The organism is Ruegeria sp. R13_0 (assembly GCF_017743995.1).
Taxonomy (GTDB): domain Bacteria; phylum Pseudomonadota; class Alphaproteobacteria; order Rhodobacterales; family Rhodobacteraceae; genus Ruegeria.
This window is the reverse complement of record NZ_JAGHRB010000005.1, coordinates 222,853-241,623: the sequence shown is the minus strand read 5'-3', so window position 1 is coordinate 241,623 and position 18,771 is coordinate 222,853. Positions and strand designations below refer to the sequence as shown.

Below are 18,771 nucleotides of genomic sequence, written 5' to 3'. Positions count from 1 at the left end.
CTTGCCAAAGGGCAATCTGCGGCTATGTTCATCGCCATGCGCTTTGTACTGCTCTCACTGCTGCTCGGCAGCCCCGCCTATGCATGGAACGCCACGATTGGCGACATCTGCACGCTGACGCACGAGACCGAAGCAGAGGCGATCCGGCTCACCTACAATCCAGCGCAGCCGCTCTATACCCTCGAAATCACGCGACGCGCCGAAGGCTGGACGCAAACGCCTTGGTTTGCCATGCGGTTTGAAGGCCCAAACCCGATTGAGATCGGAACGCCACGACACAAGCTGTCGGACGATGCGATGTCCTTGTTCGTCTCAGACACCGGCTTTGGCAACGTCTTGGACGGCCTTGAGTTCAACCAAACAGCCTATGCCTTCACGCAAGACCGCCTGAGCGAATTCTCACTGGAAGGTGCAGCGCCAGAGGTGCGCAAGTTTCGCACCTGTGCAGCGGCACGGCTTTCGTAGCGTTGCCTGAAGTGGCGCGGAGCGGCCTCCGGTCAAACGCGCGTTCAGCCTTTGTCCCAATGGGCAATCACGTCAAAACCTGCTGGGGTTGGCGGCGCTTCCATGAACTCGGCGAAATGCCCCCAAAGCTCGGCCACCTTTGGGGCGTTTGCGTTCGAGATATCCTCACTTTCGACCACCGAGATCACGTATCCGGTGCCGTCCTCGTTCATCACATTGGTAAAACAGTGCATGCCGGGCATGCCCATGATTTCAGATTTCAATTCGTTCATCTTCGCCGTGGCCGCCTCGCGCGTGCCGGGCTTCATTTTAAATTGAGTTACGCGTGCAAACATCTTTGTCCTCCCAAACTGGGCGAAATTGCCCGATGGAGGCACCAAACCGGTACCAACGCCGCGTATCATAGCATGAACTCGCAGATTCCCGCAGCGTCACAGGCCAAACGGTCGCGGAGGAGACAGCCCTCAACCCACGGGTTTCAGGGCTTGATGAACTTGGCGTTGCCCAGGGACCTTTGGTTGGCGGTTGTTTCGCGAGGCGTGGTCGTACTTGGCGAGGGGGCCGTTTGACGCTGCGCCACATCCGGTCCGCAGGCCACTCCGTCACCGTCGGGGTCGTTGCGGGGATGATAGCCCGCATAGCCTTCGTAAAAGGTGCCGAACCCCACGGCCCGAGAGGCATCGCAACCGGCCAGCGCGATCAGATGGACCATGGCCTCATCCCGGCCATAGTCCGAAAGGCGCACGAACATGTTGAAAGAGATCAACGCGACGGTCAGCGGCAGGCACAGAACCATAAGCAGAATACGCACCGGAGAGAGCGCGCGTCGCCGGGCGGCTTCGGCCCGGCGCTGACGCTTGGTCGGCAAAGGATCGTCCAATTTGGATTTGCTTAACTTCATGCCATCGCGATACAGGGGATTTGTGGCGAAGCCGAGGCAGAACACGGCTTAACCACAAAGATCACCGCGGATAGGATTACCCTCACGCTTACCAATGCGAGGCAAAATGCCAACCAAAGACCCCTACCAACCGCTGGACGACACCGCCCGGGGCCTGATCCGCGACTTGATGGAGGGGGCGACTCATGCTGCGCTTGCCGTTCTGAGGCCGGGTACCACTGTGCCATCCGTATCGCGGATTGCGCTGGCGACAGATGCCAAGGGGCAGCCGATCTCGCTGATTTCAAGCCTATCGGATCATAGCCGGGCGCTACAGAACAACCCGGCCTGCGCCCTTCTGATCGGGGATCCAGGCCCTAAGGGGGATCCGCTGACGCATCCTCGGCTGACCTTACACGCGACGGCTCGTTTGGTTGCAAGGGGAACGGCGGATCATGACGACCTCCGCCAAAGGTATCTGTCACTGCGCCCCAAGGCTAAACTCTATGCAGATTTCGCCGATTTCAGCTTTGTCCGCTTTGAGATTGAAGATGGGCTGCTGAACGGCGGGTTTGGCAAAGTTTACCGCGTCGAAGCTACAGACATCTGACACCGGGACACGGGACCTGCGTTAATTGAAAGTCTCAGCGACGTCATACATGACCGGCTCGAAACTCTTGCATAGTTCGTTGATTTTGCGGTTGCGGTCGCGCATTTCCGGGGTGCGTAGCATGGCCAGAAAATCCTCGCGCCGCTCCCATTGCGAATAATTGGCGATCCGGGTCTGGGCGTCGTTGACATGCAGGCCGGCCGATACGAATCCGGGCTGTTTTGAGATGAATTCGGAATAGGCATCCGTCAGCGCCTCAAGCAAGTCCTGACAGGTGCCGGGTGTCATCTCAAATGTCGTGATAACGGTCTGAACGCTGGCGGTTTTGGCTATGGTCGGCATCTGAGTCCTCCTTTGGCTTACCCTCAGCCTAGCACAGGATTCCCAAACGTCTCGTCTTTCCTGCAACCTAAAGCGAAGCCGCCCCGGTAAAGGGGCGGCTTGCAGGTATCGTTACTCTTCCAGACGCATCTGTACCGAGACATCGCCGCTCAGGCTTTCGGCCCAGCGCAATTGGACGGCATCGCCATTGCTGCCCTGTTCGACATCGGCATAGGGAAAGGAATAGCGCACCGACCCCAGCGCCGTTCTGAGCGGCCCCAGAACCGCGACCGCATCGCAACTGCGCGCCTTGGAGCCAAACGGCAACCGACCATCCGAGTCGATGGTCCAGACCTGCGAGGCCGAGTTCTGGCTGTGCCGCACCCGCAGCGGGTTTTCCACCTTGGCGTCGATCCCGTGATAGGTGTTGTTGCTGAACGTGACGTTGATGTGCTGATCCGCATCCAGATCCGCAAAGGACGTATCCACCCGGTCGGCACGCTCAAGGTCCGTCCCGTTCGAGCGGAACTTGTTGCCGGTCACCGCCAGCCCGTTCAGAAAATGCCCCGGACCGTACGGGCGGATCACGATATAGCTGAACCAGGGCGGCGCCTCGCTGGAATAGAAGATATTGTCGGTGATACTCATGGCGCTGAAGGAATAGCCCGAGACATAGGCGGGCGTCGTGTCACGCTCGTTCGTCCATTGCACAAAGCAATTGTCCACGTAGTTCTCGGCGATGGTCGAGCTGTTATAGGTCCCGATCATGATCAGCCCTGCGGTTCGCACCCCTTGCGGAATACTGTCGCCCTGGAAAAAGTGGTTACCAAGGATCATGTTGTTGTCGCCGCCGATAACCGCAAAATGCTTGAAGCGCACCGCCCGGTTGTGGCGGATCTTCACGTCGTTCGAGGTGGTGTTCAGCGCAATCGACTTGCGATCCGGGACGATGAAGGACTCTTCCGAGGACAGGAACTGACAATTGTCGATCAACATCCCCTTACAGCCTGTGCCGATCGAGGTGATGCCGCGATCCAACGGACGGCTGATGAAACAATCCGACAATGAGAACGTGCTGCCCGCAGGTGCCAGACGGATGGCGCTGCAGCGGCCGTTGCACTGGAACTCGATCTGTTCCATCCCGAACTTGCGCAACACTCCGAAATTGCCGAAATCCAGCAAGTATTTGAAGGACACGAAAGTGAAGGTCTGGGTGCCTGCCGCGTCATACATCGGTGCGTTCAGCGTCAGCTCTCCGGCGCTTTCATCCTTGCCGCGCACGTAAATCTCGCGCCCGACGCCGCTGCCCTGAACCAGCGAACCGATTGGGATGTTCGCCACGTTGGCCACATTGGTCAGACGGGTCGAATCCGCCGGATCATAAGTCGCGACCGAGGTGAAGGTTTCGGTATCCCAGGCCGAGCTGCTTTTAACATCGAACTGACCGTTGCGGATGACACGACGAGTAGAAAACCCCGGCCTGTTGGGAACGGCAGCAAACATGTCGATTGGGGCCGTCACTTCGATCTTGCGCCCGCCCAGATCCAGCGATTCATGGTCCGAGTTGTTCAACAGCGCCTGAAACGCCTTCTTGAAGGCCAGCTCTTCATTCCCGAACGCGGCAATATAGGCGGGCAGGTCATAGTTTTTCAGCAGCAGAAGCATCTTGTCGTCGGGCATCGTGACCGTGCCCTCAAACTCGACCTCAGAAGACAGGGTGGTATTCTCGGCCAGACGATAGGTGCCTTGGGGCACAAAAATGCGCCGGCCTCCAGCGGCCTGATCCGCTGCCTCGAACGCGGCCGAGTCGTCGGCAATGCCGTCGCCCACAGCACCATAGTCGCGCACATCGACGCGGCTGATGATCTCACGCAGAAACACACCGGTGACATCTGTGATCTCCAAATCATCGACGCGGATGACCGCCCCGTTGGCGCCCTCGATATCAATGCCGAAATGACCGTAGAGCGCACTGACACCCCAAGCCATATCCACACCCGGACGTCGCCCGGTGCCCACAATCGCGGTGATCTCGGTCACCGCGCCGTAACTTGTCAGCTGGGTGGCTGGGCCTTGCTCGATGACCCCCGTCAGATTGGTGTCGCCTGCTGCACCGGCCCAAGCGGCGATCCGCACCTCGGGCAGAGGGCCACTGATTGCTTTGACCCGCGCCTTGATCTGCAAATAGCACCCCGGCAGGATCTGGGTCTGGCCCATGTAGCGCAACTGCTGCGGGCTGTTAATCTTCAGGATCTCAAGACAGCCGCCAAAATCCGCATCCGACGGCACAAATGCCCCGGTGCCCGAGCCATCATAGGTCGGTGAGCCCGGCGTACCATCGCCCGCAGACCACACACCCAAACCGTTTTCGAAAGCAGGCGGCATGAACACAATGCCGTCGGTGATTGCCTTGTTCATAGAAATCCCTTTCCTCGTCGCGCGGCCCAATGGCAGCACGTTCAAACGCCGTGTTCAGGTCCATCCCGAACGCGACAGTTTGAGTATCAAAAAGGGATTAACCGCCACTCATGCGACCGTGACGGTGGTGTTGCATCAGGCTGCGGGGTCGGCGCGCCCAAGAAGCTGCACGCCGTTGATCTTCCAGCCATTCTCCTGCTGGATCATCTGATAGTCGAGAATGTGAACCGCGCCGTCGCCATCTGTAATCATGACCTTTTGCCACAACGCGCCTGCGACCTCGCGCAATTCCAGAAACCGCACATCAGAGGGACGCCAGACCATGGGATAGCCATTGCGCACCATCGCTCCGAAATTGTCCGGGTTTCCGAAGAGACGCTGGATATTGGGGCTGGCAAAGGTAAAGGCCGTGGCGAAATCATCCGCTTTGAAGGCCTGAATCTGGGCCGCGATATTGGCCTCGATCTCGGCGCTTTGGGCAAACGCACCCGAGGCCAGACCAGCACTCAGGGACAGGGCAAGCAGTAAACGACGCATAGGGCTACCTCCTGACGGAACGGTAGCCCCATGCGGGATCAGGTCAAATCAGACCAGCTCTCCGGCCAAGGCCTTGTCGATCAGCGCGATCGTTTCCGGCACGCCGTAGAGGGCAATGAAGCCACCAAAACGCGGGCCTTGCGAGGCCCCCAACAGCACCTCGTAGAGGGCGGTGAACCAGCCACGCATCGGGTCAAACCGCTCACGGCCGATGGAATAGACCACCGATTGCAGCGCCTCATCCTCGGCAGGGCCGTCATAGGCCTCAAGCGCGGCCTTGAGCGCCTCCAGCGCTTCGCGCTCTTGATCCGTCGGGGCGCGGTGCTTGCGCGTTGGTTTGACGAAATCGTTGAAGTAGCGCAAAGCAAAACCCGCCGCCAAGTCCAGATCGGGGTGGCTTTCTGCAGTCGCCTCAGGCGCGTAACGGCGAATGAAGCCCCACAGCGCCTCCTTGTCTTCGGCCCCTGAAACCGAAGCGAGGTTCAGCAACATGGCAAACGGCACAATCAGGGTCGATTCCGGGACATCACCGCCATGAATATGCCAGACCGGATTGTTCAACTGCGCCTTCAGATCCTGCCCCGGATAGGCCCGCAACTGCTGATGGTATTCATCATAGGCTTTGGGGATGACGTCGAAATGCATCCGTTTGGCCGTTTTGGGCTTTTGATACATGAAATACGACAGGCTTTCTGTCGGCGCATAGGTCAGCCATTCGTCAATCGAAACGCCATTGCCGGACGATTTCGAGATCTTCTGGCCGTTTTCATCCAAAAACAGCTCATACGAGAAATGCTCGGGCGCACGACCGCCCAAAGCACGGCAGATCGCGTCATAGATCTTTTCGTTGGTGGCGTGCTCCTTGCCGTACATTTCGAAATCGACGCCCAGCGCAGCCCAGCGCGCGCCAAAGTCCGGCTTCCACTGCAGCTTTACATTGCCGCCAGTCACGGGAACGGTCCATTCCTTGCCCGTCTCATCATCAAAGGTCACGGTGTAGGTCTCGGCACAGACCTTTTTCATCGGCACATACATCACCCGCCCACTTTCTGGATGCAGAGGCAGGAAGATCGAATAAGTTTGCTGCCGTTCTTCGCGGAGACTTTTCAGCATGATCGCCATGATCTCGTCATAACGTTCGACAGCACGCTTTAGGATCTCGTCAAACTGTCCGGACTCGTAGAATTCCTTGGCCGAATAGAACTCATACTCGAACCCAAAGGTGTCGAGGAATCGGCGTAGCATAGCGTTGTTGTGCGCCCCAAAGCTTTCGTATTCACCGAATGGATCGGGAACCGAAGTCAGCGGACGCTGCAGGTGCTGCTCCAGAATCTCCGGGTTCGGCACGTTGCTGGGCACTTTGCGCATGCCGTCCAGATCGTCCGAGAAACAGATCAGTTTCGTCGGGATATCCGATAGGGCCTCGAACGCGCGCTTGACCATTGTGGTCCGCGCGACTTCCCCAAAGGTGCCGATATGTGGCAGGCCCGAGGGGCCATAGCCCGTCTCGAACAGTACAAACCCCTTCTCCGGAGCGTTCTTCTGATAGCGTTTGAGCAACCGGCGCGCCTCTTCGAAAGGCCAGGCCTTGGACGACATTGCGGTTTCACGCAGTTCAGACATCAGATTTGCTCCATCGGGAAAAACAGCGCCGGTCACCCCATGCAACCGACCGGCCCCTCCTATTGTGCCGGTGCAGCATGAGTCAATAAAAGCGAGGGGTTTTTCTAGCGCCGCCACCTGCAAATATGCCTAAACTCAGTGCACTGAACCATTTCGAATTCCTGGGCAACGCGGTAACGTTCATAGAAGATACACTGCACAAGCACGAGGTGCCTGATGAACCGCCCAGATATCTTTGCTTTTTTGCTCATCCTAGTGGTTAGCATCGCATCAGGACCTAGATCGGCAACTTCGCAGTCAAGCGAAGATGTACAGACTTGGCCGAGAGGGGCGTTGCGGTTGGAAACCCCCATTCCCGACTTAAGTGCATTGAACCACCGGCCTGCCGGCCGTCACGGTAAGATACAGGCCGTCGGCGATGAGCTTTTCTTCGCGGATGGTACCCCGGCCCGATTTTGGGGGGCGAACCTTCAAGCCTATGCGCTGTTCACGACCGAACCTCGTTTCATGCGGGCTCATGCCCAACGCCTTTCTCGGTTGGGCTTCAATCTGGTGCGCATCCACCACCACGACTCGCATTGGGTGCAACCCAATATCTTTGGCAGCGAAGCGCAGACAACCCGCAAGCTTGATGCCTTCTCATTGAAAAAACTAGACCAATGGATCGCCGCACTAGAGGCCGAGGGCCTTTACATCTGGCTCGACCTTCATGTCGGTCGCAGCTTTACACCCGAAGACGGGATCGAGGATTTCGAAGAGATCGCCAAGGGTGAGACCTCGATTCGCGTCAAGGGATTCAGCTACATTTCACCCAGTATCGAAGCGCTGATGCTTGAATTTCAGGACAAGTATCTACGACACATCAACAAGATAACCGGGTTGTCATACGCAGAAGATCCTGCGGTCATCGCCGTTATGATCACGAACGAAAATGATCTGACACACCACTTTGGAAATGCGCTGCTGCCAGACAAGAACGTCCCTCGGCACAACGCTGTCTATATGGAGGCCGCGCGCGAATTTGCCGTTGAAAAAGGCCTTGACCCGGAACTCACCTGGCGATCCTGGCTACACGGGCCGTCCAAGCTGTTCCTGAACGAACTTGAACGCCGCTTCAATGACCGAATGATCGAGAATATCGAAGCCACCGGGTTTGAGGGTCTGATCACCACAACCAGCCTTTGGGGGGGTATGTCGGTCGCCGGGCTGCCCTCTCTCACGCGCGGCTCCATGGTTGACGGGCATAGCTATGGAAGCTCAGGCGAAGTTTTTTACGACCCAAGAACGCAGCCCGGCTTTCTGGATTGGCTGGCCATTGGACAGGTGGTCGGAATGCCGTTCAGCGTTTCCGAGTGGAACATTGGCGAATTTCCCAGCGACGACAGGTTTATTGCACCGCTTAACGTCGCCGTACGCGCCGCCCATCAGGGGTGGGATGCCCCCATCGTCTATGGCTACGCGCAGCAGCCCTTGAATGGCCCGCTTCGCCCCACCAACTGGAGCATGGCCGAAGACCCCGCGATGATGGCCATGATGCCTGCGGCCGCTCTTCTCTATCGACGGGGCCATGTGCGCCTTGCGGAAAAGACCTATGCCCTTTGCCCCGATCACGAGGCCTTTTTTGGCAGTTCGATAACGCCGGCATCCTCGGTCGGGATACGAACAATAGTCGAGCAAAGCAGATTGGTCACATGTATGCCGGACACGCCGGCACTGCCTTGGCTGCACGCCTCGGTCCTGGAGGGGCAGCCATATGAAATACTCGATACCGAGCGCTCTTACCTGGAACCGGACGCTCAAACCGTTGCGGCGGATACCGGTGATTTTTATCGGGCATTCAACGATGGCCTGATTGTCATTGACACGGCCAAGACCCAGGCCGCCGCAGGACACCTTTCGGACAAAACGGTCGCCACCACGAATGTGGCTTTCGAGGTCGAGAACCCAACAGCAGCTGTCGTTGTCCAAAGCCTTGATGATGAAGAGATCACAACTTCAGGACGCATTCTGGTCTCATTGGCCGGCCGCGCAGTTCCGGAAGAACTCTCCTTCCGGATCGAGCCCTTAGTCGGACGGCTTCAGATTAAAGCACCGCCTGAGCTGACGCTTCGCTTCCCCGACCAGAGAAAAGCCGCCCTGGGAGCACACAGTTTTCAGGACGGGGTGCATGTCATTGACCTTGAAAAATTGGGCACCGGGAACTGGTTTTATCTCGAATAGAAATCTGGGGGCAGCATGAAACCCGCGCGCAACCACATTCCAATTGGACCTCCCAACGCCCCCTCCTGTTGTGTCGGTGCAGTATGAAACAAAAAAGCACGGTTTTTTTCTTAGGGCCGAGGCCGATTTAACCGGTCAACTGGTCCAGTTTCGCCGCCCAGATAAAGTCATTCTCGCTGAGCCCGCCGATTTCGTGGGTCGTCAGCCTGACATCGACATAGCCCCAGCCGAACGAGATATCGGGATGGTGGCCCTGCTGATCCGCCAGCCATGCACAGAGATTGGCCAGGTATGCGGCCTTGGCGAAACCCTTGAACGCGAAGTGACGGCTTAGTTCGGTCGACCCGGCATTCAAAGCCCATTCCGATGACAGCTCACCCATATGAGCATTCGCCTCGTCTGCGGTCAGGGCTGGAATGCCGCCGGAACAAGGCACACAAGTGCGGTCTGACAAGTTGCAGGTTTGTCCTGTTGTGGTCATTTTCGATCACTCCGCTGCTGTTGCTTTAGGCGGGAACTTGTTGGGCAACAATCCAAGCGACTGCGCCTGCTTTACATCTGCCAACAGGTTCCTGTCAGCCGCGGCGAAAAGCGCCTCGGGGTCTTGCAGAACAAAGTAGCCCATCTGGTGCATGTCGATCCGGTAAGGAGTGCGCAGGATCGTCAGCACGTCAAACGGGTCCCGATCCGGAATATCGCTTTCGACCGCATAGACAAGTTCAGTGGGCGAGGACGCCAGCCCCGATCCAAGCGCTTTGATCTCACCGTCTTGCCACCGTAACCCGAACTCGATCGAGAACCAATACAGCCGGATCAGCCAGGCATAGTCCTTTGGCCCCGCCTGCACCCCGGCCTTACCAATGGCCTGACTGAACGCCGCGAATCTGGGATCGCTGAGCAAGGGCGTATGCCCAAAGATCTCATGGAAGATGTCCGGCTCTTCAATATAATCGAAATCCTCGCGTGAGCGGATAAAGGACGCTGCCGGAAACAACCTGTCGGCCAGCATCCCGAAGAAGGTTTCAAACCCGATCAGCGCTGGCACGGGCTGCACCCGCCATCCGGTCAGGTCCAACAAACGTTCCGAGATATCCTTGCAGGAGGGCACCCGGGTCTTCGGCAACTCCAACCGTTTCAGGCCGTCGAGATAGTCACGCGCCATATATTTCTGTACGTTGTCCTGCTGCGCCGCATAGAGATCGGCCCAAACGGCATCCTCTTCAGCCGTATACGCAATATGGCCCTGCTCATCGGCGATTTTAGCGCGGTATTTCGTTGATTTCGGCATCTTCTCCTCCCCTTCGCAGACATTCTATTCAAGGGAGATGGCGAATTCAGTTTCTCTGGATGGAGAAATCGACTAAAGTTGAAGTATTCATTTTGCATCTGGAGAGAAATTGACACAAACATTTCAACCTGCTGATCTGGCCATCCTGCAACAGCTGCAAACCGATGGCCGACTATCGATGCAGGAGCTTGCAGACCGCACGGGCCTGTCTGCCTCGCAATGCTGGCGTCGGGTGCGAGATCTTGAGGCCTCAGGCGTTGTATCGGGCTACACTGCGCAGGTCCGCGCCAAGTCTGTCGGACTGAACGCCATTGCCTATATCCACGTCGCATTGCAGAGCCATCAGGAAGACAGCATCAACGCCTTCCTCCGGCTGGTAGAGACGGAGCCTCAGATCGTAGAATGCGCGTCGATTACCGGAGATCATGACTTCCTCCTCAAGGTCTACGCCAAATCGCCCGAAGATCTTGAGCTTTTCATCATGCAGCACCTTCTGAAGTCAGGTCTGGTCCGTGACACCCGCAGCAACTTCGTGCTGCGCCAGACCAAAACGCGGGGACCACTGCCAATTCTCTGACACGCGCCCGCAAAAGCCGTTGAACCTGCCAGCCAGCCCTCCTATCGTGCGACGGCAGCAAATGACTCAGGACGACCCAATGACCGATCAAGTACCACACCCAATGTCTCCGCAAGATTGCCTTGTGGCGATCATGGTTGCGATCTCGGCGTCGGATGAGACGATCCGCACCGCCGAACTGGTCAAGATCGAAGGTGCGGTGAATATGCTGCCTGTTTTTGCGGGCTATGACATCGACCGCACCCGCCGGGTTTCGCAAATCGTGTTCGACCTGTTCGAGCAGGAAGATGGATTGGACGCCCTGTTCGGCCTGATCCGTGATAACTTGCCAGAACGCCTGAATGAAACCGCCTATGCGCTGGCCTGCGACGTGGCCGCCGCAGACGGCTCGCTAGCCGAAACCGAGCTGCGTTTGCTGGAAGAAATCCGGTACGAGCTGAACATCGACCGCCTGCACGCCGCCGCGATTGAGCGCGGTGCCCGCGCGCGCCACACGATTTAGGTTCAACTGCCGTAGAGAGACCCCCAACGTTCAATCAACGCCCGCTGAAGCTTGCGCGACCGGCGGTTCCAACTGCGCGCGCCTTCTGGTCGCTCGCGTTGTTCGCGCGGGATCGTGGCGCGGTGGTCCACATCTGCCGTAAAAATCGCAAAGGCCAGCTCGGACCCGTCAGCCGTGGTCAGAAACCCGCCCAGACCTGAGACGAAGTTCAGCGTTCCGGTTTTTGCACTCACCTTGATGGGATGATCCTTGACCGCCCGTCCCTGACTATCGGTCAGCGTGAAAGGCTTGAGCAAGGGCCGCAACGCCCCGGTTTTGCGCGCCGCAACAAGCGCTTTCACCAGATCACCCGGAGGCATGCGGGACGCATCACCCAGGCCCGAATGATCCACCATGGCGATTTGGCTGGCCCCATAGCTCTCAGCCGCCCAGCGGTTCATTTCTGCCGCTGAGTCCGCCAGATCACGCGGCCTGACCCCGCGTGCTTTAGTCGCCGCCATACCAACCATTTCTGCAGTCAGATTGGTCGAGTATTTCAGCATCCCGCGCAGGATGCTCTCTAACCGGTCACTCTGATGCACAACCAACGCAGTGCCCTGCGGGGTTTCCTGCGTGACTTGCACCCGACCCAGAACAACCCCGTTTGAGCGGGCAAGCGTGCGAAACACATCGCCCGCATAAAGTGCTGGTTTTCGAACAGGCAACCAGCGTGCGCCACCATTGCCCAGCGCGCCTTTGGCCACGGTCCAGCGGTCCTGACGTGCGCTGGGTTGATAGGTGTAGATCGGCAGGCTGCGCGGTTCGACCCGCATCACAGCCATATCGACATCCGGGCGGTACTTGGCGCTGCGCGCATCCATCGTGACATTGTAACTCGTCCCGGCCCGCTTCCATTCGAAATGAACGCGGTTGAAGTTCAAAGAAATTCCACTGATCGCCGGGCTATAGCCCAGATGATCCGGTTGCCCGGGGTCGATGCTGAACACATAGGGCAAGGCTCCGTCATAGACCTTGAACGCCCCGCGCACTTCTGTCACCCCGGCCTCGCGCAGATTGGCCGCCATGCTTGCCAATGCATCCGTGTCCAAAAGAGGGTCGCCGCCACCGACAAGGATCAAATCGCCCTTTAGAATGCCATTCTCAATTGGACCATCCGCCAGAAGCTTGGTCTCAAAGCGATGATCCGGCCCCAGTACGTCTAACGCATAGAGCGCGGTCAGCGCCTTGCCCACACTGGCCGGAGGCAACCCGGCCTCCCCCCCCAACTCCTCAAGCTGAGTGCCTGTCTCAACATCTGCCACTGCAAAGATCACATCGCCCCGCAGCCCGGCTGCCCGCACGAACCGCTCGGCCCCGGTCAGCTGAGGCCCTCGGGCCTGAGGCCGCAAGGACACCAAGGGGGCCTGCGCCATGGCAGTCGCAGGGATCGCAGCTGCGCTCAACCCTCCAAGAAACAAACGTCGTGAAATACGATCAACCATGGGTCAATTAAAATCCCAGAGATGAAATTTGGACAACCATTGCATGAGAATATGCAGGCAATGTGGCTATTCGGGCAACACTCCGTTTGCCCAGATGCCGCGATTGCGAAGATCAGTTGAACTGAGATTTACCATCGGCACGTTCACGAAACACCATGCTGGCGCCTGCGCGCGTCCCAATAAATGCCGCGCCTGCCCGTCAATCCTGTAGGGCGCATAAACCCGCGCCGCTGGCGACATCCGTGCGGAAATCCGATCCCCCGGTCGCGCTACGACCCCCACGGGGACGCTATCCATGATCTGCCGCCAGTCTTTCCACCGATGAAACTGCGCCAGATTGTCGGCCCCCATGATCCAGACGAACCGAACCTGAGGATAGAGCCGCCGGAGGGCCACCAGAGTATCCGCTGTCGCCCGCGTACCCGTCAGCGCCTCGATATCCGTAACGTCCACCCGAGGGTGCTGCATCACCGCCTGCGCAGCCTCTAACCGACGCGGCAAAGGCGCAGGCCCGCGCTGTTTCAGAGGGTTACCCGGAGAGACCAGCCACCACACACGATCCAAACCGAACGCTTTCATCGCCTCAAGCGTGACATGCACATGACCCTGATGCGGAGGATCAAAGGACCCTCCGAACAGCCCAATGACCTGTCCGGGCCGAGCATATGGTATCTGGCTGCGCAACATCCTTTGCTGTTGTTCAGAACTGCAACAGCTTGTCAATCAACAGGTTGCACCGCATCGCCCGCCCGAACGCGTCCGGGGCGCACCACTTCGGCACACCAGCCGCCAAGCCCACGGACGGCAGAATAGCCCCCTTTGCCCAGCGCTTCCTCCATCCGACTGCAGGGCGCACAGATCACGGTAAAACGCAAAATCGCCTCACCCACCTGCACTTCGCGTCCTTTGAGCGCCGAGAGGTTAATCCCCGAAACCACCAGATTGCGCCGCAATACCTCTGGCGCAATCGGCCCTTGTCCAAGATACGAGCCAATCGCTGCCAGATGCTCCTGCTGGATCAAGGTCACCGCCCTCTTGCCCGCTCGACTGCGATCTCCATCTAAACCATCAGCGGAAATCATAGCGGCACCTAAGGTGACGATCTCCGCCCGCCGGGCTGGACGCAAACCAATCCAATCGACCCGTCCGGGCTTTGCCCACCCAGCAATCAATTCCGCAAGTTCTGACATCTCACGCGCCTTTCAAACCTTGGCCACTCTAGCCCACGCAAGGTCTAGGCAAAAATCACGAAACCACCAGCTTGCCCCGCCCGCTCCGCTTGGATATCAAGCGTTTCAACCCAATTTCCCCGACCCAGAGGACGCGACATGGCCGCCTATCAATATGTCTACCACATGCAGGGTGTCTCAAAGACCTATCCCGGTGGCAAGAAGTGCTTTGAAAACATCCACCTGAGCTTTTTGCCCGGCGTGAAAATCGGTGTCGTCGGCGTCAACGGCGCGGGTAAATCGACGCTGATGAAGATCATGGCGGGCCTCGACACCGACTTCACCGGTGAGGCATGGGCGGCCGAGGGCGCCAAGGTTGGCTATCTGCCGCAGGAACCGCAGCTGGATGAAACGCTGTCGGTCCGCGAAAACGTCATGCTGGGCGTCGCCGCGAAAAAGGCCAAGGTGGACCGGTTCAACGAGATCGCCATGGAGATCGCCGAGAACTACTCGGACGAGTTGATGGAGGAAATGACCACCCTGCAGGACGCGATCGACGCGGAAAACCTGTGGGATTTGGACAGCCAGATCGACGTCTCGATGGAGGCGCTGCGCTGCCCGCCAGACGATGCCAACATCGCCAACCTCTCAGGCGGTGAGAAACGCCGCGTGGCGCTCTGCAAGCTGCTGCTGGAAGCGCCCGACATGCTGCTACTGGACGAACCGACCAACCACTTGGACGCCGAAACCATCGCCTGGCTGCAACAGCACCTGATCGACTACAAGGGTACCATCCTGATCGTCACCCACGACCGCTATTTCCTGGATGACATCACCGGCTGGATTCTGGAACTCGACCGGGGCCGCGGCATTCCATACGAGGGCAACTACTCCGCATGGCTGGAACAAAAAGCCAAACGGCTGGAGCAGGAAGCCCGCGAGGACAAGTCCAAGCAGAAGACCCTGCAGCGCGAACTGGAATGGATGCGTCAGGGCCAGAAGGCGCGTCAGGCCAAATCCAAGGCCCGGATCAACGCCTATAACGAGCTGGCCGAGCAGTCCGAGCGCGAAAAGCTGACCCGCGCCCAGATCGTCATCCCCAACGGCCAGCGCCTTGGCGGTAAGGTGATCGAGGTCGAAGGCCTGTCGAAACACATGGGCGACAAGCAACTGATCGAAGGGCTGGACTTCGCCCTGCCCCCCGGCGGCATCGTCGGTGTTATCGGCCCCAACGGCGCGGGTAAATCGACCTTGTTCAAGATGCTGACCGGCCAGGAACAGCCCGACAGCGGCACCATCACGCTGGGCGACACGGTCGAACTGTCCTATGTCGACCAGTCCCGCGACGACCTTGCTGACAACGACACCGTGTGGGAGGCGATCACCGGCGGCGCCGAGATCATCCAACTGGGCGACGCGCAGGTCAATTCGCGCGCCTATTGCTCGTCCTTCAACTTCAAGGGCGGCGACCAGCAAAAGAAGGTCTCGCTGCTGTCCGGCGGCGAGCGCAACCGCGTCCACATGGCCCGCCTGCTAAAAGAGGGCGGTAACGTCCTGCTCCTCGACGAACCGACCAACGATCTGGACGTCGAAACCCTGCGCGCACTGGAAGACGCACTGGTCGATTTCGCCGGCTGCGCCGTCGTCATCTCACACGACCGCTTCTTCCTCGACCGGATTTGCACGCATATTCTGGCTTTTGAAGGGGATGCGCATGTTGAGTGGTTCGAGGGCAACTTCGAGGACTACGAAGAGGACAAAAAGCGGAGGCTTGGACCGGACGCGCTGGAGCCCAAGCGGTTGAAGCATAAGAAGTTTGCGCGGTGAAGTGAGATGGATTGGACCACAATTATTGTCGCAGCACTCACCGGCTCAGTTTCTGGTCTGGCGGCGTCAATAATTGCTCCTTGGGCAAACTGGGGCGTAGAGCGGCATAGGCTCCGTCACACGGCCAGGGTACAATTGATCAAGGATGCGAGGGAGCTGCTTCGGCAAAACGGACCTCAAGGGTTCGCTTCGACCCATGAATACTCGCGGCTAAGATCGAAGCTAGACAAAAAGCTTGTGACGTCACTCGAGCAAGGTCGAACTATTATCGTTGGGCCTGACGGCCGAGAAGGCGGCAACGCTTTCATGGCTCAACTGCTCGACGAGATTGCAAGAATCGAAAGCGAATGGAAGCTCTTGTAGCACCTGAAGGCTAGGTCCTTACATCCGTCGCACCTAAATACTCCAAGCCCAAGCTATTCAAATGATGGCTGAAATCACCCACCCTGCGGCTCCCCAAATGCCCCTGTAGCGAAGCTAAAACTCCACTCCGGTTCAACTCTACCCAAACGGATATCGCGATGGATCGACGAATACGGCCAATCGGTCGAGTGCTCGACCAACCCATGTTTAACCGGGTTACCCCAGCAATAAGCCATATGATTGCGGTAATCCTGTTCGTCTCGAATAGTATGTTCCCAAAATCGGCGCTGCCAAATCGGTGCCTCACGCTTGTTGCGCCGTAGGCCGGGCTTCAGCCCGGCATATCTGCCAGAAGTCACGATGGGCGGGTGTTTTGGAACTGGTGCCGGGCTGAAGCCCGGCCTACGCCTCACTTCATTCAATCGCATGGTGAAACGTGCTTTGATCGCACCCCACCGCGTCGAATAGTTCGAATCTCCGGGCGGCAACGTCCAAACCGCGTGGATATGATCCGGCAACACGACAAACGCGTCACACCAGAACGGCCTCTCTTGTTGCGTCACTGCAAACGCAGCGCGCAAATGCGCCACTTCTCTCGTCAACAAATCGGACGACCTGTCGGCCAGAGAGATAGTGAAAAAGTACTTGGCTCCGGGGATTCGAACGCGGCGGTAGTTGCTCATGCCTGCATACTGCCGCACTCATGGCTACCAAATCGTTAACCAAATCCACCCTTGCCACATCCCTGCCCCAATGCCATATCCAAAGGGCTAACGTTTTTCTATTTCGACCCACTGTCTCCTTCTACGGCGCTCAGTCATTCGATCCAGACCGACGACGCCAGGCTGCCGCATCCACGTGGGCAGCACTAAACAGGAGACACGGATATGCCTGCAGGCACCGTAAAATGGTTCAACACCACCAAAGGCTACGGCTTTATCGCACCCGAAGATGGCGGCAAAGACATCTTCGTTCACATCTCGGCTGTCGAGCGTTCGGGCCTGACCGGTTTGGCCGACAACCAGAAAGTCACCTACGAGCTCCGCTCGGGTCGTGACGGCCGCGAAAGCGCGGACAATATCGAGCTGGCATAAGCCACTCTAACGGGCGGGGGTAAACCCCGCCCTGTATTGTGACCGTCAGGCCTCACATCACAATTTCGTAATATCTGCCCCATAATTGACCAATTAAGATATCATTCTGGAGTTCGAGTGATGATTTTTCAGGTCAATTCAAGAGGCGCACATGTTTACACGTCGTGTTTTTCTGGCCGGAACGGCCCTGAGCCTTCTCCCCGGTATTGCCGTTGCCAAGAAGGCTGCCGAGTATGATCCCACACCGCAATTTGTCCGGATCAAAAAGCAGTTTCAGCCGGGGCAACTGCTGGTCGTGCCGCGATCCTTCTACCTGTATTACGTGACCGAACCACGCAAGGCGGTCCGCTATGGCTGTGGGGTCGGCAAAGCCGGGTTGGAGTTTACCGGCACTGCGACCATCGACGTGAAGAAGGAATGGCCCACCTGGCGGCCTACGCAAGAGATGATTGAGCGGGATCCGGTGGCCTATGCCCGTTTCAAGGATAACGACTATGTCCAGCCTGGCGGGGGCGACAATCCATTGGGCGCGCGGGCACTCTATCTGTTCCAGAACGGGGTCGATACCTATTTCCGCATCCACGGGACAACGCAGCCGCAGACGATCGGACGGGCAGCGTCCAACGGATGTATCCGGATGATGAACGAACACGTGGTGGATCTCTACAACCGCGTGCCGATCGGAACGGTCGTCACAGTGGTCTAACGGCCCCTAGCCCTGTTCACCCGACATCTTGACCAGTTCCAGCACGGATGGGCCAAGCGCCTCAACAATCCGCGCGACGCCTTGGGCATTCGGGTGAATCCCGTCCGGCTGCATGTATTGGCTGACTACGTTCGGATCACCACCCGAGGCGAGACCGTCAAAGAAACTCTCGGCGTAGAGGACATCAAACTGTTCAGCCAAATCCGGGTAGATCGTGTCGAACGCCTGTTTATAGTCCGGACCATAGTTGCCGGGGGCCTGCATGCCAATCAGCAACACGTCGACATTGCTTGTTTCAGCCGCGCTCAGGATTGCGGTCAAGTTAGCGCGTGACAGATCGGGGTCGAGACCTCGCAGCAAGTCGTTGCCACCCAGCGCGACGATCATCGCGTCCACATCCGGCGTCAAAGTCCACTCGACCCGCGCGGCACCGCCCGCCGTTGTGTCCCCCGAGACACCCGCGTTGATCAAACGAACCTCGGCCCCGTTCGCCTGCAGCCAGCGTTCCAGCTGTGGGACAAACCCGTCCCATTCGACCAACCCATAGCCTTGGGTCAGCGAATCCCCCAGTGCGGCAATCACAACGGGCTCGGCTGTTGCAGTATAGCCCCAACTGACAAACAGCCCTGAAACCAGAACCTTGCGCAGAGCTGCAAACGCTCCATATCCCAATTGACTGCCCTCCGATGG

21 protein-coding genes are annotated in these 18,771 nt (G+C 58.2%); 8 read left to right on the top strand and 13 right to left on the bottom strand.

Features of this window, described 5'->3' with window-relative positions:
* Positions 1-24: 24 nt before the first annotated feature.
* The gene (locus J7394_RS08850; protein WP_209252411.1) at positions 25-465 is read left to right on the top strand and encodes a hypothetical protein; all 441 of its coding nucleotides are present in this window, start codon (positions 25-27) and stop codon (positions 463-465) included.
* Positions 466-509: 44 nt separating this feature from the next.
* On the opposite strand, the gene J7394_RS08845 is transcribed toward J7394_RS08850, so the two are convergent.
* Positions 510-800 carry a hypothetical protein gene (locus J7394_RS08845; protein ID WP_170468737.1) on the bottom strand — a complete coding sequence of 97 codons (291 nt, stop codon included), beginning with the start codon at positions 798-800 and terminating at the stop codon, positions 510-512.
* A 143-nt stretch (positions 801-943) separates the two neighbouring features.
* The gene (locus J7394_RS08840; protein WP_247748128.1) at positions 944-1,345 is read right to left on the bottom strand and encodes an excalibur calcium-binding domain-containing protein; all 402 of its coding nucleotides are present in this window, start codon (positions 1,343-1,345) and stop codon (positions 944-946) included.
* A gap of 127 nt (positions 1,346-1,472) precedes the next feature.
* On the opposite strand from J7394_RS08840, the gene J7394_RS08835 reads away from it, so the two are divergent.
* Positions 1,473-1,955 (top strand): HugZ family protein, encoded by a 483-nt coding sequence (locus tag J7394_RS08835; protein ID WP_209252409.1) that lies wholly within the window; start codon positions 1,473-1,475, stop codon positions 1,953-1,955.
* 21 nt (positions 1,956-1,976) lie between these two features.
* Here the strand turns inward: J7394_RS08835 and J7394_RS08830 are convergent, their stop codons facing one another.
* From J7394_RS08830 to J7394_RS08815, 4 genes are all read right to left on the bottom strand, one after another.
* A complete protein-coding gene (locus J7394_RS08830; protein WP_170462743.1) occupies positions 1,977-2,297 on the bottom strand; it encodes an antibiotic biosynthesis monooxygenase in 321 nt (106 codons plus the stop codon).
* Between the two features lie 111 nt (positions 2,298-2,408).
* On the bottom strand, positions 2,409-4,694 hold the full coding sequence (locus tag J7394_RS08825) for a glycosyl hydrolase family 28-related protein (protein WP_209252407.1): 2,286 nt from the start codon (positions 4,692-4,694) through the stop codon (positions 2,409-2,411).
* Between the two features lie 135 nt (positions 4,695-4,829).
* A complete protein-coding gene (locus J7394_RS08820) occupies positions 4,830-5,231 on the bottom strand; it encodes a DUF4864 domain-containing protein (RefSeq protein WP_170490745.1) in 402 nt (133 codons plus the stop codon).
* 48 nt (positions 5,232-5,279) lie between these two features.
* Positions 5,280-6,854 carry a lysine--tRNA ligase gene (locus J7394_RS08815; protein WP_209252405.1) on the bottom strand — a complete coding sequence of 525 codons (1,575 nt, stop codon included), beginning with the start codon at positions 6,852-6,854 and terminating at the stop codon, positions 5,280-5,282.
* Between the two features lie 339 nt (positions 6,855-7,193).
* Here J7394_RS08815 and J7394_RS08810 point away from each other — a divergent pair, with 339 nt between their 5' ends.
* Positions 7,194-9,074 (top strand): cellulase family glycosylhydrolase, encoded by a 1,881-nt coding sequence (locus J7394_RS08810; protein WP_247748127.1) that lies wholly within the window; start codon positions 7,194-7,196, stop codon positions 9,072-9,074.
* A gap of 127 nt (positions 9,075-9,201) precedes the next feature.
* On the opposite strand, the gene J7394_RS08805 is transcribed toward J7394_RS08810, so the two are convergent.
* Positions 9,202-9,555, bottom strand: coding sequence for a 4a-hydroxytetrahydrobiopterin dehydratase (locus tag J7394_RS08805; protein WP_209252401.1), 354 nt, complete (start codon positions 9,553-9,555; stop codon positions 9,202-9,204).
* A gap of 6 nt (positions 9,556-9,561) precedes the next feature.
* The gene (gene phhA, locus J7394_RS08800) at positions 9,562-10,362 is read right to left on the bottom strand and encodes a phenylalanine 4-monooxygenase (protein ID WP_209252399.1); all 801 of its coding nucleotides are present in this window, start codon (positions 10,360-10,362) and stop codon (positions 9,562-9,564) included.
* A gap of 109 nt (positions 10,363-10,471) precedes the next feature.
* Between phhA and J7394_RS08795 the strand changes: the two genes are divergently transcribed.
* The gene (locus J7394_RS08795) at positions 10,472-10,939 is read left to right on the top strand and encodes an Lrp/AsnC family transcriptional regulator (RefSeq protein ID WP_247748126.1); all 468 of its coding nucleotides are present in this window, start codon (positions 10,472-10,474) and stop codon (positions 10,937-10,939) included.
* A gap of 79 nt (positions 10,940-11,018) precedes the next feature.
* Positions 11,019-11,441 (top strand): tellurite resistance TerB family protein, encoded by a 423-nt coding sequence (locus tag J7394_RS08790; protein ID WP_170721088.1) that lies wholly within the window; start codon positions 11,019-11,021, stop codon positions 11,439-11,441.
* A 2-nt stretch (positions 11,442-11,443) separates the two neighbouring features.
* On the opposite strand, the gene dacB is transcribed toward J7394_RS08790, so the two are convergent.
* From dacB to J7394_RS08775, 3 genes are all read right to left on the bottom strand, one after another.
* Complete coding sequence (dacB, locus tag J7394_RS08785) at positions 11,444-12,922, bottom strand: D-alanyl-D-alanine carboxypeptidase/D-alanyl-D-alanine-endopeptidase (RefSeq protein ID WP_209252397.1); 1,479 nt, start codon at positions 12,920-12,922, stop codon at positions 11,444-11,446.
* A gap of 66 nt (positions 12,923-12,988) precedes the next feature.
* Positions 12,989-13,609 carry a nicotinate-nucleotide adenylyltransferase gene (locus J7394_RS08780; RefSeq protein WP_209252395.1) on the bottom strand — a complete coding sequence of 207 codons (621 nt, stop codon included), beginning with the start codon at positions 13,607-13,609 and terminating at the stop codon, positions 12,989-12,991.
* A 32-nt stretch (positions 13,610-13,641) separates the two neighbouring features.
* Complete coding sequence (locus J7394_RS08775; protein WP_209252394.1) at positions 13,642-14,112, bottom strand: MOSC domain-containing protein; 471 nt, start codon at positions 14,110-14,112, stop codon at positions 13,642-13,644.
* A 138-nt stretch (positions 14,113-14,250) separates the two neighbouring features.
* Between J7394_RS08775 and ettA the strand changes: the two genes are divergently transcribed.
* The gene (gene ettA, locus J7394_RS08770) at positions 14,251-15,918 is read left to right on the top strand and encodes an energy-dependent translational throttle protein EttA (protein ID WP_170701426.1); all 1,668 of its coding nucleotides are present in this window, start codon (positions 14,251-14,253) and stop codon (positions 15,916-15,918) included.
* Positions 15,919-16,355: 437 nt separating this feature from the next.
* Here ettA and J7394_RS08765 read toward each other — a convergent pair whose 3' ends face one another.
* Positions 16,356-16,964, bottom strand: coding sequence for a transposase (locus J7394_RS08765; RefSeq protein WP_209252392.1), 609 nt, complete (start codon positions 16,962-16,964; stop codon positions 16,356-16,358).
* Between the two features lie 204 nt (positions 16,965-17,168).
* Between J7394_RS08765 and J7394_RS08760 the strand changes: the two genes are divergently transcribed.
* Together J7394_RS08760 and J7394_RS08755 are read left to right on the top strand one after the other, a co-directional pair.
* Positions 17,169-17,375, top strand: coding sequence for a cold-shock protein (locus tag J7394_RS08760; RefSeq protein WP_170378838.1), 207 nt, complete (start codon positions 17,169-17,171; stop codon positions 17,373-17,375).
* Positions 17,376-17,526: 151 nt separating this feature from the next.
* On the top strand, positions 17,527-18,081 hold the full coding sequence (locus tag J7394_RS08755) for a L,D-transpeptidase (protein ID WP_170378840.1): 555 nt from the start codon (positions 17,527-17,529) through the stop codon (positions 18,079-18,081).
* Positions 18,082-18,087: 6 nt separating this feature from the next.
* On the opposite strand, the gene J7394_RS08750 is transcribed toward J7394_RS08755, so the two are convergent.
* Complete coding sequence (locus J7394_RS08750) at positions 18,088-18,753, bottom strand: arylesterase (protein WP_247748125.1); 666 nt, start codon at positions 18,751-18,753, stop codon at positions 18,088-18,090.
* Positions 18,754-18,771: the final 18 nt, after the last annotated feature.